Annotated in this window: 13 protein-coding genes; 7 read left to right on the top strand and 6 right to left on the bottom strand. The window is 40.0% G+C overall.

All coding sequences use genetic code 11. The features are described from left to right. Position 1 precedes the first annotated feature (1 nt). The 4 genes from aceK to EVU92_RS13265 form a co-directional block, all read right to left on the bottom strand. Entirely contained in the window at positions 2–1,726 is a 1,725-nt protein-coding gene (aceK, locus tag EVU92_RS13280; RefSeq protein WP_130051626.1) for a bifunctional isocitrate dehydrogenase kinase/phosphatase, read from the bottom strand. A 259-nt stretch (positions 1,727–1,985) separates the two neighbouring features. Beyond that, entirely contained in the window at positions 1,986–2,465 is a 480-nt protein-coding gene (locus tag EVU92_RS13275) for a DUF4124 domain-containing protein (RefSeq protein WP_130051625.1), read from the bottom strand. Between the two features lie 75 nt (positions 2,466–2,540). After that, positions 2,541–4,034, bottom strand: coding sequence for a DUF3413 domain-containing protein (locus tag EVU92_RS13270; protein WP_130051624.1), 1,494 nt, complete (start codon positions 4,032–4,034; stop codon positions 2,541–2,543). Positions 4,035–4,039: 5 nt separating this feature from the next. Further along, entirely contained in the window at positions 4,040–4,252 is a 213-nt protein-coding gene (locus tag EVU92_RS13265) for a DUF1414 domain-containing protein (RefSeq protein ID WP_036967930.1), read from the bottom strand. Between the two features lie 63 nt (positions 4,253–4,315). On the opposite strand from EVU92_RS13265, the gene yejK reads away from it, so the two are divergent. The 5 genes from yejK (at position 4,316) to EVU92_RS13240 (ending at position 7,891) form a co-directional block, all read left to right on the top strand. Next, positions 4,316–5,332, top strand: a complete 1,017-nt coding sequence (gene yejK, locus EVU92_RS13260) for a nucleoid-associated protein YejK (RefSeq protein ID WP_130051623.1) — start codon at positions 4,316–4,318, stop codon at positions 5,330–5,332. Positions 5,333–5,516: 184 nt separating this feature from the next. Beyond that, a complete protein-coding gene (locus tag EVU92_RS13255) occupies positions 5,517–5,966 on the top strand; it encodes a DUF3291 domain-containing protein (RefSeq protein WP_130051622.1) in 450 nt (149 codons plus the stop codon). Then, on the top strand, positions 5,967–6,488 hold the full coding sequence (locus EVU92_RS13250; protein ID WP_130051621.1) for a GNAT family N-acetyltransferase: 522 nt from the start codon (positions 5,967–5,969) through the stop codon (positions 6,486–6,488). It abuts the gene before it with no gap. Positions 6,489–6,490: 2 nt separating this feature from the next. Next, complete coding sequence (locus EVU92_RS13245) at positions 6,491–6,856, top strand: cupin domain-containing protein (protein WP_130051620.1); 366 nt, start codon at positions 6,491–6,493, stop codon at positions 6,854–6,856. Positions 6,857–7,006: 150 nt separating this feature from the next. Then, a complete protein-coding gene (locus tag EVU92_RS13240; RefSeq protein WP_130051619.1) occupies positions 7,007–7,891 on the top strand; it encodes a PhzF family phenazine biosynthesis protein in 885 nt (294 codons plus the stop codon). A gap of 205 nt (positions 7,892–8,096) precedes the next feature. Here the strand turns inward: EVU92_RS13240 and rne are convergent, their stop codons facing one another. After that, positions 8,097–11,237: a ribonuclease E gene (rne, locus tag EVU92_RS13235; RefSeq protein ID WP_130051618.1), complete on the bottom strand. Its 3,141-nt coding sequence runs from the start codon at positions 11,235–11,237 to the stop codon at positions 8,097–8,099. A gap of 619 nt (positions 11,238–11,856) precedes the next feature. On the opposite strand from rne, the gene rluC reads away from it, so the two are divergent. Both rluC and EVU92_RS13225 read left to right on the top strand, forming a co-directional pair. Next, on the top strand, positions 11,857–12,825 hold the full coding sequence (gene rluC / locus EVU92_RS13230) for a 23S rRNA pseudouridine(955/2504/2580) synthase RluC (protein ID WP_130051617.1): 969 nt from the start codon (positions 11,857–11,859) through the stop codon (positions 12,823–12,825). After that, a complete protein-coding gene (locus tag EVU92_RS13225) occupies positions 12,812–13,504 on the top strand; it encodes an HAD-IA family hydrolase (RefSeq protein WP_130051616.1) in 693 nt (230 codons plus the stop codon). The genes rluC and EVU92_RS13225 overlap by 14 nt, the downstream gene beginning before the upstream one ends. On the opposite strand, the gene EVU92_RS13220 is transcribed toward EVU92_RS13225, so the two are convergent. Beyond that, positions 13,452–14,048, bottom strand: coding sequence for a nucleoside triphosphate pyrophosphatase (locus EVU92_RS13220; protein ID WP_130051615.1), 597 nt, complete (start codon positions 14,046–14,048; stop codon positions 13,452–13,454). The genes EVU92_RS13225 and EVU92_RS13220 overlap by 53 nt on opposite strands. Positions 14,049–14,097: the final 49 nt, after the last annotated feature.

The following is a 14,097-nucleotide window of genomic DNA, read 5'->3' as shown; positions in this document are numbered from 1 at the left end:
TTTACCAATAATGGATAAATCGTTGTGCAGCAGGGTATGGATAAATGTGGCTAACTACACCTTGCTTATAATTGTATTGTGCCTGTCGCCAATAGGCTGGATCTTCAAGCTCAGGGTGTGTACTTAATAAATATTGCTTATACACTGGGTTTGCTGTCACAAAGGTACATAATTGCTCTGGAAACACATCTTGTGGTGCCACAGAGTAGCTTTGCTCATTGGTTAAGTAATCATCGTACGACTTTGCTTTTGGTAAGGCGCGAAAGTTCATGTCTGTTAGGTACTGAACTTCATCATAGTCGTAAAAAATAATGCGATTATGTTTACTCACCCCAAAGTTTTTCAACAGCATGTCGCCTGGGAAAATATTTACGGCGATCATTTCTTTTAAAGCTTGACCATATTCTTCTATTGCTTCAAACGCTTGTTGTTCACTGGCATTTTCAAGATACAGGTTTAACGGTGTCATCCGTCTTTCAATATACAAATGCTTGATGATTAACCATTCGCCTTCAATTATCATCGAAGAACCAATGGTTTTATGTAACTCTTCAAGTAATTTACTATCAAATCGAGCCAGTGGAAATACGACGTTCGAATACTCTATGGTGTCGGCCATGCGGCCAACACGGTCATGGCTTTTTACTAATTGGTAGCGTTTTAGTACGGTATCGCGGCCAAAGGGCTTGCTTTCACCAAAGGTGTCTTTAATGACTTTAAATACATAACCAAACGAAGGCAGGGTAAATACCATCATCACCATCCCGGGTGTACCAGGGGCAATAACAAGCTGATCGTTTGAATGCTCTAAATGACTTAAAAACTCTCGGTAAAACTCGGTCTTACCTTGTTTATGAAAACCTATTGCATTGTAAAGCTCTGCCAGAGTTTTGTTCGGCATAAGCTGATTTAAAAAGCGTACTAACGCAGATGGCGCATGGGTTTCAACCATAAAATAAGCACGCGCAAAACCAAAAATAACCCGCATTTGCGATGATTTGGTAAGTAGGGCATCGAGGTATAGACCTTTGTCTTCATGATGCAACACCGCAATAATAAATGGCTGTACGCCACTTTCTGATACCACACGGCCAACAATATAAGCAGCTTTGTTTCGGTAAAACGGGGCTTGCAGTATATCAAAGCGCATTTGCCATGCTTGGTGATGTGTGTCGGGTGCTTGCTTATAAAAGGCCTTTACCAGCAAGCGGATATCGCGTTCTAAATCGACAAAGGGCGCTTTAAAATCAAACTGGTTAATAATTTTGCGTATCGTGGGTCTTAGGCCATCAACAACAGGGTGGTAACTTCGGTACTCTACTTCCATCGGTAATGCTGGAGCATCCGCTAAAGTTGCTTTAACAAAGATAAAGTCATTATTAAAATAACGGCGATGAAATAAGCGGCAAAACACCGAGTTGTAAAAGGTTTCGGCGAGTTCTGCTTGAGGGTGAAAGCGCAAAAATTGTTGATAGAGTTGTTTAGTTTCAAGCCAGCAGGTTTGGTTTAAGGTAATAATTTGCTGTTCATTAAGCGATTTGAGCTTAGCAATGGTTTCGTTAACCCGATCATCGTAATGGCTAATTCTGAGTTTGCTTATCTCATTTATTTTTTGCCAATCGCGGTTTGCAAACGCGAGTGGCGCTTTGGCAGTGATCGCTTGAAAGAGTTTATAGTGATTGCGAAACCCAGATAAAATTAACTCTGCAATGTGTTGTGGCTGCATATAAACTCCTTCTAACAATCATACTAACCCGCAATAATACTTAATCATTTTGAAGGATTAAAGTTGTCGCTAACTGCGTTAAAAATCTCTAATTTAGAACAACTAAATAACGACATTTTTGCCTTGTTATCAACAAGGTTTTATTGCATCAAAATAGTTCACTTAATTAAGCGAGTTGGTCTTATACCAACATAGAGCAATAACTCTATCGGTGTTAAGAATATGTTATTTATTCTTTAAACCCAATAGTAAAGTGTATTTAATTATAGCGAGCTAGTTTTTTCTCAAGTTTTGCGAGTTTTTTATTAACACTTTTCACGTCACGCCCATATTGCTTGTTAATTGCTTTCAGTTGCTTTTTGATGTCTTTACTAATCTGCTTAGCTTCTTTATCAGACAAAATACGATTTAGGCGTTGTTCTTGTTGATACTGAGCTCTATCTCGGTTGCGGCTTAAAATATCTAAACGGTACTTATAACTGCGAATTTCAGCCTCAATATTCCTGATAATTTGCTGGCGTTCGAGCTCATTAAGCTCTTTAACAAAGTTTTTCGGAGCTTGTAAGTCTGGGTCGGTTACTTGGATCTTATGTTTTATTGCGCGGCTACCGCAGGGAAATTCACTAAATATTGTGCCTCTGTCTGTAACACATTTATAGTATTCAGTGGTGGCAGCCATTGAGTTGTATGAAAAACACAGTAGGGCTATTGATATAAGGTAAATGATTATGGCTTTCATGACATCCGTGTTTCCTAATCAAATAAGGTGTCTAATATCTAAAGCTAGTTCATATTATTGATTTATCAATAAGTTCTAAGGCGTATATCGCTTCAGTTTTTTAATACTTTGCACTAAGAATGGAATATCTAATCCTTGTTCAATTGCAAAGCCTTGTGCTGCTGAAATATTTTTAAAATTACCATCAGAATCAATCAGGGTGATTCGGTCTTTTTTAAATGCGATAAATACATTTTGCGAGTAGTTTACGCCAGTGTCATCATGACGTTTATATAGGTTACTACCTAACATGGTTTGTTTAGCTAATGTTTTGCAGCCAAGATAGTGACCAACGCTGGTGGCGATAATATCGCTTGGTTGAATAAGCCCATCGGTTTGTACAACTTTTTTATCTGAGCTGTATAGACGTGAGGCTGTGACAATGCCATTGCTTTCTTTAGCAAGGCTAAAAGCAAATACGGCATTGGCAGATTCGCGAGTTTGTGTTGCAGCATCTGCACGTACTAAACGTACCGCAGGGTTTTGATCGTCGTTATTAATAAATTCGAATTGTTCAAAACCATTAATTTGAATTGAGCGATTATCAGTAAGCCACACAGGTAGTTGCTGCTTGTCTAGAATAGGTGCTTTGTAAAATGCTGGCAGGCCATACACTAAACTAAATAAAGTATCTTCGGCTTCAACAGGCTGTAAGAACAAATCGGTTTTACGCAGTGCCGGCTCAGTGGCAACATATTTCTCAAGTTCAGTATTGTTTTCAAATACTAAAATATCGATAGTAGCACTCGACTCAGCCTTACACTCGGCAAGTGGGGCCGGTGCTAAGTAATTAATATTATGTGGGTCTAGCCTAACATCGTGAGCTTCTTTATAGCTTTCGATATCAAGTAAATCATTTTTTGCTAATAAGCTTTTTGCTGTTGTTGGGTATGACAATGGCAATACATTATCTTGCTTAGTAATATCAAATTTTAAGTTAGCGTCAGCCCAAATATGAATACTGTGGCTTAATGCAAAGCACACTAAGATAGTGCTGGTTGCATAGCGCGGGAATTTATATTGCTTTAAACGCGCCAAATGGTGCCAAGTATAGTTACTGACTAATAATTGAAACGCTAAAATTAGCAGAACAATACCGCCTGCAAGAATCGTTGTTAATGCGGGTGAGCTTGTTAAACGGTGCCACAATAAAGAAACTATCTCTGGTAGGGCAGAAGTATTGAGGTGATAACCCAAGTTGAAATACACATAGGCATCAAGCGTTAAGAATGATGCCCCAAGTGTTGCGATAATTGCTGCCATCCCTCTAATATGCCGAGGGTATGGAAACACTAAGCTTAATGGAAATATCGTTAAAACAAAGGCAATAAAAGTAATAAAGCTCGTGTGACTTAACCAAGTCACGAGCATGTAAACATAGCCTATAAAAGTGGTTGGTGCACTGTCTGCGACTAAGTAGCTTAAGCTAATAAATAGCACTAAACCTATGTTGGCAAAAGTGAACCAATGGCCCCAACTTAAAAGCTGACTTACTTTTGAAGAAAACTGACTTTGTTGCGATAAATTCATAAATCTTATTTAACCGACTGTGCTAATGCTTTGGCAAAGTTGTCGGCAACAGCTTGTCTTTTCTCTGATGGTACATGCTCTTTTAAAATATGCGTGATAGAATTTCCTAAACACATAAGGCTTAAATCAACAGGCGCTTTGTGCTCTGTTAGTACATCAATCAGCTGATCAACGATTTGTTCTACTTGCTCATTAGAATATTTTGATATGATAGGCATCAGTTGGTTCGATAAAAAGAGTTATATTCCCGTATTTTAACACCAGAGGCGTGAAAAACAAAGATGACAATAGATGTTAAAAAATTAGTCGTTCATTATGTAGACAAAAAAGATGACGATACAGATATTCATTTACGCAATGATGAGATGGTTGTTAACGATAAAGTAGCCGTTTTTATTGAGCAGCTACACCATGCATATAATGGTAAGCCAGGTAAAGGCTACTGTGCATTCAGCGGCGAGAAAAACAGCATTGTTGCTTCAGCAATGCAAAGTTACCGTAACAATGAACTAGGCTTTTGGCACATGACAGAGCAAGCAACGAATGTGCTTAAAGAAGAGTTAAATAAGTACGCTTTTAACGAAACGGGTTATTTAGTTTTTTGCCATTATCAATATGTGGCAAGTGACTTCTTGTTAATTGCGATGATCAATATTAAAGAGCATTATTCAATTACTTCTGAGCTTGATCTAGCATCATCACGCCACTTAGATATTTCGCGTATGCAACTAGCTGCACGTGTAGATTTAACTGCGTGGGATACACAACCAGAAGATAACCGCTATGTGTCGTTTATTAAAGGTCGTGCGGGTCGTAAAGTTGCTGACTTCTTTTTAGACTTTTTAGGCTGCGAAGAGGGCATTGATCCTAAACAGCAAAGCCAAGTCATGTTAAATGCTGTAGAAGATTACTTATCTGAGCAACAATACGATAAGTCAGAGAAAGACGAGCTACGCAAGCAAGTATTTGATTACTGTAATGATTGCGTGACAACAGGTGAAGATGCCAACGTTAAAGAACTTTCTGCAACCTTATCGAAAAATGAAGACAGTCCATTTGACAGCTTTTGCCAAGAGCAAAGTTACGACTTAGAAGAGTCTTTCCCTGTTGATAAGAAAACAGTCACTAGTATGGTGAAGTTCTCAGGCATGGGCGGTGGTGTCAGCGTGAGCTTTGAACGTAAACACTTAGGTGAGCGCGTAATGTACAACGAGGCTACGGATACACTTGTGATCAAAGGTATTCCACCTAACCTTAAAGACCAGCTACAGCGTTTTATGGAGCAGGAAGAGAGTTAATTTGACTCAACTTTAATATGAAGATAGATAACACTTTTTAGCCCAGCACTAGCTGGGCTTTTTATTTATGAACAAAAACATTAGATAAGTTAGGTTTGATTTTCAATAACTTTGTTATTGATATATAGCTTCATTTTAATACACTAAAGGTACAAACTTCCCTATGGCTATGGAGAGTCATAAGATGAAACTTGCTCAGCTAAATATAGCTCTTGCCAAATATCCATTGGATGCGCCAGAAATAAAAGATTTTGTAGACAATCTCGATTTAATAAATGGCGTTGCTGAAAACAGTGCTGGATTTGTATGGCGATTAAAAGACGAATCAGGTGATGCTACCAATATTAAGTTATTTGATGATCCGAATATGATTATCAATATGTCTGTGTGGGAAAGCGTTGAAGATCTTAAAAATTTTATGTTTCGCACTCATCACAGAGATTTCATGCGTAGAAAAGCTGAATGGTTTCATCGCTTAGCTGAAGATAGTTATGTTTTATGGTGGATTGAAGATAAGCATATTCCAACCCCTCAAGAAGCATTAGAGAAGTTGCAATATCTTCGTACAAACGGTGACACACCTTATGCTTTTACATTTAAAAGTAATTTTACAGCTGAAGATTTAAGAGATTAAATGAATCTTTCATTTAATACACAGAGACTAAACGTTATTGAATTAAACTCGAATGATACTAAGTCAGAGCGAACTACTTTAGTTAACGCTTTACCTGCGATATTAACACCTGCTGTAGTTGCAAACTTACCTAGTTATTTTCAGGGGGTAGATTCTATAGCTGCAGCTGAAAAGTGGCTGGCTAACATGTTTAACGAGTGCCGTCTATTAATGCTGCAATCTCAACATCAAGAAGTTATTGGGCTTTTATTTGTATATACCGAAAAGCATGATGCTCATATCGGTTATTTGTTAGCTGAGCAGTATTGGGGGCAGGGTCTTGCGTTTGAGTTATTGCAGGGCTTTATAAACCTCGCTTGTACTCATTCATACTGGCGTAAGCTTATTGCTGGTGTTGATGAGTTAAATACACCATCGATTAAGCTTTTAAAAAAATTGGCTTTTGAAGAACAAGCTTCAAAGGAAAATGGAATGTTATTTTATGAATTTGACTTACACAAAGATCGTTTCGGAGATGAATAAATATGACTTACAAACCAGTTAACTTTAAAGACAAGTTTTCTAAATTCACAGAGCATTGGTCGCCAAGGGTCATTGCTGAAATGAATGACTATCAATTTAAACTCGCTAAAGTTGAAGGTGAATTTGTTTGGCATGATCACCCTGATACTGATGAAGTATTCATTGTTATTGAAGGCATGCTTGAAATTGAGTTTAGGGATGGCGTAGTGACTTTAGAAGCTGGTGAATTATTTGTAATTCCTAAGGGCGTTGAACATAAACCAAAGGCAGACACAGAATGTAAAATAATGCTTGTTGAACCTAAAGGGGTTGTAAATACAGGTAATGCAGGTGGGCAGTTGACCGCGGTTAATGATGTATGGGTGTAACGTCAGCTTAGGTGTTAGATTTAGAATCGTAAGAATTATATTCCTTGAAAACAGCCAATTTAGATCTCAACTTTTATAGCACTACAGACATATCGATATATTATGGCGCAAGTGCAATACCTAGTTTTTAACTTAAGTATGGAAAAAATAATGACAGTAACTGCATTTTTAGTTAACTCATTTACAGCAGAGGGAGCAGGTGGTAACCCTGCAGGCGTGGTATTAAATGCTGACAATCTTTCAGATACAGAAAAATTGAAGATTGCAAAAGAAGTTGGCTTTTCAGAAACGGCTTTTGTAGAGCAAGATCATGAAGTTGACTTTGCTGTATCATTTTTTACTACAACCGAAGAAGTTGATTTTTGTGGACACGCAACACTTGCGGTGTTTGCTACCTTATATGACCAAGGTATTTTAAACGCAGGTAATTACACTCAGCGAACAAAAGCGGGTTTGTTAGGTGTAACAATTGCCGAAGACGGGCAAATTACCATGGAGCAAGCCTTGCCAAAATATCTTGGCAACTTAGCTTATGGTGACTTTGCAAACTTACTAGGGCTTTGTGAAACAACATTCGCAGAAACAGGCTTGCCAATAGATGTAATAACTACAGGTTTACCGGATATTATTATCGCTGTGCCCAATGGTTACTTAGATAAAATCAATATCGATGAAGCTGCGCTTAGCGAGTTCTGCCAACAGCATAATGTAATTGGTGTTCATGCCTTTGAATTATGTGAAGAGCAAAGTGAGCTGACCGCAAGTTGCCGTAACTTTGCGCCTTTGGTTGGTATACCCGAAGAGTCAGCAACCGGTAGCGCCAGTGGTGCGCTTGCATGCTACTTATCAAAGCATGTATTTGTACAGCAAGAAAATCATTTTAAGTTTGAACAAGGCCGAGCAATGGGGTGCAGTTCACACATTTCAGCCAGTGTTTATTCGAACGAGCAGGGTGTTTATAAGGTGCTTGTGGGCGGCTATGCAACTCACCTAGGTACACAAGATATTGTTATACCAATCAGCAATAATACTTAATCATTTTGAGGGATTAAACCTGTCGCTACCTGCGTTAAAAATTTCTGATTTAGAACAACTAAATAACGAAATTTTTGCCTTGCTATCAACGAGGTTTCCTTGCCTCAAAATAGATCACTTAACTAAGCGAATTGGTATTATTTAAAAACATTACACACAAAAAAGCCGCGTTATAAAACGCGGCTTTTTTAGTTAAGCGACTAAATTAATCAGCCGCTAAGGTTTTTGCCATATCAGCACTGGCTCTGCCAGCAGGTTTAATTGAACCTGCACGAAGGCCGCTATCTGGAATAGCTGTACGCTTGTCATGCGCCATAGCCGCTGGTGTTGGCTCTGGCTCACTATCTGCAACTGGCGTAGGTTTTGCCATTGCAGCGCTTGCTGAACCTTTTACTAAAACAGTTTTTTCATTTTTAGCAGGTTCTACAGCTTTCACTGGTTCTTCAGCTTGTACTGGCTCTTCAGCTTGTGCTGGCTCTTCAGCTTGTACTGGCTCTTGAGTTTTTACTGGCTCTTCAGCTTGTACTGGCTCTTCAGCTTGTACTGGCTCTTCAGCTTTTACTGGTTCTTCAGCTTGTACTGGTTCTTCAGCTTGTACTGGTTCTTCAGCTTGTACTGGCTCTTCAGCTTGTACTGGCTCTTCAGCTTTTACTGGCTCTTCAGCTTGTACTGGTTCTTCAGCTTGTACTGGTTCTTCAGCTTTTACTGGTTCTTCAGCTTGTACTGGTTCTTCAGCTTTTACTGGTTCTTCAGCTTGTACTGGTTCTTCAGCTTTTACTGGTTCTTCAGCTTTTACTGGTTTTTCAGCTTCTACTGGTTCTTCAGCTTTTACTGTCTCTCCAGCTTGAGCTTGTTTGGCTTTTAGCTCAGCTTCATATTCAGCAGCAGCTTGATCAGCAACCGGAATGAATGCAGGAGCATCAGTTTTGTCATCACTCGACTTCTCGTCTTGCTCAGGGCGACGACGACGTTGACCAGCAGCACGTAAGTGACGTGGTGAACGACGAGAACGAGTGCGAGGTTGCGCTTGCTCTTCGTCTGTTGATGCTTCAACAGATTCAATTTGCTCTGTTTGTTTAGGTTCAGCTTCTGTTTTAACTGGTTTAGCTTGAACTTTCTTTTCAGAAACTGATTGTTCTGCTTGTTCAGTCTCAACAGCTACTGTTTCTTTTGCAGGCTTAGCTGGTTTCTCAGCTTTTGCAGTTTGCTCAACTGTTTCAGTTGTTTTTACTGTATTAGCATCATCTGCATTTTCATCTTGTATGCGAACTTTCTTGCGTAAGTTACGACGTTGACGTCGAACCTTAGGTTTAGTTTCCTTCGGTTGCTCAGCTTGCGTTTCTTGTGCAGTATCTTTTGTCGTTTGCTCTACATCATCATTACGTTTTTCATTACGTTTTCTGTTGTTAGAATTACGACGACGTTTGTTGCGATTCTCGTTACCTTCTTTTTGCTCAGGCTTATTAGAAGTGTTTGTGTTTTCTTCTTTAGCTTGTGCATCATCAGGACGCTTATTGCGCGAATTACGACGACGTTGATTGTTGCTACGGCGACGGTTGTCGTTGTTGCGACGATTATTGCTACGTCTTTGTGCTGCCTTTTTCTCTTCTTGCTCTTTTTCAGCTTCCTCTTCGGCATTACTGAATAATGATTTGAAGAATTTACCAATTGCAGCAAATAAACCACCTTCAGACTTTTTAGCCGCAGGAGTGGCTTGTTCAACTTTAGGCGCAGCTTGAGGAGCAGGTGTTGTAGGCATTACTACACCTTTTAGAACCGGCTCTTCACGAACTGGTGCTGAAGGCGCTTTAGCCATTTCAAATGCTTCTGGCTCAGGAGCAACAACTTGCTCGTAGCTTACTGTTTCGATTGTTTCGTCTTTACGTAAGCGAACTACTTCGTAATGAGGTGTTTCCATGTGTTGATTAGGAATGATCACAACATCAACGTTATGGCGCTTTTCGATGCGCTGAACACTACGACGTTTTTCGTTTAATAGGTAAGCGGCAACAGCAACAGGCACTTGTGCATTTACTTGAGATGTGTTGTCTTTGATTGCTTCTTCTTCGATTAAACGAAGGATAGACAATGCAATTGACTCGTTAGAACGAATCGTACCTTGACCATTACAACGAGGACATGGGCCTTGGCTTGCTTCACCTAATGAAGGGCGCAGACGTTGACGCGACATTTCAAGCAGGCCAAAGCGCGAGATCTTACCAATCTGTACACGGGCACGGTCAGGGCGAGCAGCGTCTTTTAAACGGTTTTCAACTTCACGTTGATGGCGTGGTGGTGTCATATCGATAAAGTCGATAACAATAAGGCCACCTAAGTCACGTAAACGTAATTGACGGGCAATTTCGTCTGCGGCTTCTAAGTTGGTATTAAGTGCTGTTTCTTCAATATCACCGCCTTTAGTGGCTTTTGATGAGTTGATATCGATAGACGTTAGCGCTTCAGTTGGGTCGATTACAATTGAACCACCTGATGGTAAGCGAACTTCACGTTGGAAAGCAGACTCAATTTGGCTTTCAATTTGGTAGTGAGTGAATAGTGGTACATCGCCCTGATAAAGCTTAACACGACTCATGAAATCTGGACGGAAACGCTCAATATGCGCTTTCGCTTCTTCAAATACACGTGCTTTATCAATTAAAATTTCACCAATATCACGACGTAAATAGTCACGGATTGCGCGGAAAATTACGTTACTTTCTTGGTGAATTAGGAACGGAGCAGGGCCGCTATCAGCTGCTTGCTGAATTGCTTGCCAATGCACTAATAGTGCTTTTAAGTCGTAATCCAGTTCTTCAAATGATTTACCAACACCTGCAGTACGAACAATTAAGCCCATGCCTTTAGGTAATTCTAAACGGCTTAGTGCTTCTTTAAGTTCAGTACGCTCATCACCTTCAATACGGCGGGAAATACCACCCGCACGAGGGTTGTTAGGCATAAGTACTAAATAGCTACCTGCAACACTGATAAAAGTAGTTAACGCTGCGCCTTTTTGGCCACGTTCTTCTTTATCAACTTGCACGATTACTTCTTGGCCTTCTTTGATCACGTCACGGATATTTGGACGACCTTGGAATGTATAGCCTTGTGGGAAGTAGGTGCGAGCTATTTCTTTAAGAGGAAGGAAACCGTGTCTTTCAGCACCATAATCAACAAAGGCTGCTTCTAGTGACGGTTCGATACGGGTAATTTTACCCTTGTAAATATTTGCTTTTTTTTGTTCGTGACCTGGGCTCTCTATGTCTAAATCATACAGGCGCTGGCCATCAACCAGTGCAACGCGCATTTCTTCTTGCTGCGTCGCATTGATTAGCATACGTTTCATATTGTTACTCTACTAATTCTGTCGCTGACATGACGATATAAACTCGTCTGTTCAGTGGTTTCTGACGGTTGTTTTTGTGCAGTCTCACGACTGGTTAAAGTCAAAACCTGAGGTTGTTTGCTTACATTGAGCATCACTAAGTGTGGCTGACAATAACATGTTGTCACGTTATTAAATTCTTTTTGGTGTCAAAACTGCCGCCAATTCTGCGGTTTTAATTTACGAGTTCTGTCCCGAAGTCGACCATGTTCAAATTTTTATTCAATGTCTTGCTACAACAGCTGTATCTGAATGACGTTGCTACGTCGTCACTATCAGTCAATTTATCTTGTTCAATTGCTTTTTATGTTCATTAATCAACATTCGTGCTCAAATTATTCAGGCAATATATTACGCGCATCGCCGATAATTGAACGCTCGTGTTGGCTGGGTAATTATAAAAGCTTTGGAAAACTTAGCGCGGATCTGTATGATCGGCAACCCAGAATATGCTTCACGAATGTATTAATGTGATAAAAGCACCGTTGTTACTTGCAAACTTTATGTTCGCGACGGTGATTATCCCACTATTACCGTCGCGTTAGCAACTAAATTATTTACTTAAATCAGTGATTAGGCAATGTCAGAAAAAACCGGCTTACAAGTTTCGTTTGTTACCATAGGTGAAGACCATCTCGGTCAACGTATTGATAACTTTCTTATTACTCACCTAAAAGGTGTGCCTAAAAGTGCAGTTTATAAAATCCTTCGTAAGGGCGAAGTGCGAGTAAATAAAAAACGCATAAAACCTGTCTACAAACTACAACTAAATGATGTAGTTCGTATTCCACCTATTAAAGTGGCTGAAAAAGAAGAGTTTGTGCCAAAAAAACTCGATAAGGTAAAACAGCTTGAAGACGCCATTTTGTTTGAAGACAAGTATTTAATGGTGATCAACAAGCCTTCGGGCATGGCTGTGCATGGCGGCAGTGGCTTGAGTTATGGATTAATTGAAGCACTTCGTGTACTTCGTCCAGAGGAGCGTAGCTTAGAGCTTGTTCACCGTTTAGACCGTGACACATCAGGTTGCTTGCTAATATCAAAGCGTCGTTCTGTGTTGACTGATTTGCATAAGCAGTTACGTGAAAAAACCATGGAAAAGAACTATTGGGCGTTAGTCGATGGCCAATGGGACTCTAAAACAAAAAATGTTACCGAAGGACTTCGTAAAAACACGTTGAAGTCAGGTGAGCGTGTTGTACGCGTTGATAATACTGAAGGTAAACCATCACATACACGTTTTCGTGTGCTTGAGCGATATGCTGAGTGCTCACTAGTGCAAGCGTCGCCGGTAACAGGGCGTACTCACCAAATTCGTGTGCATACACAATGTAAAGGTCACCCGATTGCTTGTGATGATAAATACGGCGTTGCAGAGTTTGATCAATACGTGAACAAGCTAACTGGTTTAAATCGTTTGTTTTTACATGCTCATGATTTACGTTTTATGCATCCTAAAAACGAAACAACCATGCATGTTGAGGCACCACTAGATAATGCACTTAAAAACTGCATTAAAAAGCTACGTGCAGATAATGAACAAGTTTAAGCTGGTTATTTTCGATTGGGACGGCACAGTGATGGACTCTGTGCCAAAAATCGTTACTTGTTTGCAAAATACAGCAAGACAGCTCGGTATTGCTGTACCAACAGTTCAGCAAGCAAAAGATGTGATTGGTTTATCGCTAGCAAAGGCTACTGAGGCGCTTTTTCCTGCCCATTTACATTTAAACGATGAACTGGTTGCAGCCTACAAAGCGCAGTATCGTGAGTTAGATGTCACACCCACGCCTTTATTTGCTGATGTAGAAACTGTACTAAAGCAGCTAAGCGACGCAGGTATGCAATTGGCAGTGGCTACCGGTAAAGGTCGTGAAGGCATCGATAGACTACTTAACGAGTCAGGCCTTGGTAAGTACTTTGCCACTGTAAAATGCTCAGATGATGCTAAGTCTAAGCCATCACCGGATATGCTTGAGCAAATTTTACAAGAGCAGGGCATAGCTAAACGTGATGCTGTGATGGTTGGCGATAGCCAACTCGATATGGCAATGGCTAATGCCGCAGGTATTGCTTGTATTGGTGTGAGTTTTGGTGCTCATAGCCCGGCGCAGTTACTACAACACACGCCGTTATGTGTTGTTGATTCATATCAACAGCTATTACAAGTTTTAACTACTTCCCTTGAAGCATCAATATATCAACACCAAACTCAGCCAGCACTTTAGTTAATGTGATCAGTGGCAGACCTATCAATGTATTAGGGTCATCGCCACTGAGCTTTTCAAATAAACAGATGCCTAACCCTTCACTTTTAAAGCTGCCTGCGCAGTTGTATGGCTGCTCTGCATCGCAATAAGCATTGATCTGCTCAAGTGTGAGTGTTTTAAATGTCACATCAAATGGCACCACAGTGGTAATTGCTTTATCGCTTTGTATGTCATATACACTTAAACCCGTTAAAAAGGTCACTGTGTGGCCACTGAACGATGATAGCTGCTTAACGGCATTCTCTTTAGTATGAGGTTTACCTAAAATTGTATCGTTGAATACCGCAACTTGATCAGAGCCGATCACCAAACCTTCACTAAAATGTTGTTTGGCAACTCGGGCTTTTTGCTCGCTTAAACGTGCAACTAATTGTTCTGGCGTTTCAGCTGCAATAGGGGATTCATCTATATCTGGTGAAAAACTTTGAAAAGGTAAGTTAAACTTAGTTAATAATTGCTGTCTAAAAGGTGAGCTGGACGCTAATATAAGTGTTGGTTTCATAATAAATTCTGGATAAAAATTGTATTTTGCCAAGGATAAGCCACAATGA

Origin of the sequence: Pseudoalteromonas sp. MEBiC 03485, from assembly GCF_004195145.1 — a bacterium.
Taxonomy (GTDB): Bacteria; Pseudomonadota; Gammaproteobacteria; order Enterobacterales; family Alteromonadaceae; genus Pseudoalteromonas; species Pseudoalteromonas apostichopi.
This window is presented reverse-complemented; position numbering and strand designations above follow the sequence as displayed.

What these genes read in the sequence shown, in the direction of transcription:
- aceK (WP_130051626.1), bottom strand. Translation starts at nt 1,726, where the DNA reads ATGCAGCCACAACACATTGCAGAGTTAATTTTATCTGGGTTTCGCAAT.
- EVU92_RS13275 (WP_130051625.1), bottom strand. Translation starts at nt 2,465, where the DNA reads ATGAAAGCCATAATCATTTACCTTATATCAATAGCCCTACTGTGTTTT.
- EVU92_RS13270 (WP_130051624.1), bottom strand. Translation starts at nt 4,034, where the DNA reads ATGAATTTATCGCAACAAAGTCAGTTTTCTTCAAAAGTAAGTCAGCTT.
- EVU92_RS13265 (WP_036967930.1), bottom strand. Translation starts at nt 4,252, where the DNA reads ATGCCTATCATATCAAAATATTCTAATGAGCAAGTAGAACAAATCGTT.
- yejK (WP_130051623.1), top strand. Translation starts at nt 4,316, where the DNA reads ATGACAATAGATGTTAAAAAATTAGTCGTTCATTATGTAGACAAAAAA.
- EVU92_RS13255 (WP_130051622.1), top strand. Translation starts at nt 5,517, where the DNA reads ATGAAACTTGCTCAGCTAAATATAGCTCTTGCCAAATATCCATTGGAT.
- EVU92_RS13250 (WP_130051621.1), top strand. Translation starts at nt 5,967, where the DNA reads ATGAATCTTTCATTTAATACACAGAGACTAAACGTTATTGAATTAAAC.
- EVU92_RS13245 (WP_130051620.1), top strand. Translation starts at nt 6,491, where the DNA reads ATGACTTACAAACCAGTTAACTTTAAAGACAAGTTTTCTAAATTCACA.
- EVU92_RS13240 (WP_130051619.1), top strand. Translation starts at nt 7,007, where the DNA reads ATGACAGTAACTGCATTTTTAGTTAACTCATTTACAGCAGAGGGAGCA.
- rne (WP_130051618.1), bottom strand. Translation starts at nt 11,237, where the DNA reads ATGAAACGTATGCTAATCAATGCGACGCAGCAAGAAGAAATGCGCGTT.
- rluC (WP_130051617.1), top strand. Translation starts at nt 11,857, where the DNA reads ATGTCAGAAAAAACCGGCTTACAAGTTTCGTTTGTTACCATAGGTGAA.
- EVU92_RS13225 (WP_130051616.1), top strand. Translation starts at nt 12,812, where the DNA reads ATGAACAAGTTTAAGCTGGTTATTTTCGATTGGGACGGCACAGTGATG.
- EVU92_RS13220 (WP_130051615.1), bottom strand. Translation starts at nt 14,048, where the DNA reads ATGAAACCAACACTTATATTAGCGTCCAGCTCACCTTTTAGACAGCAA.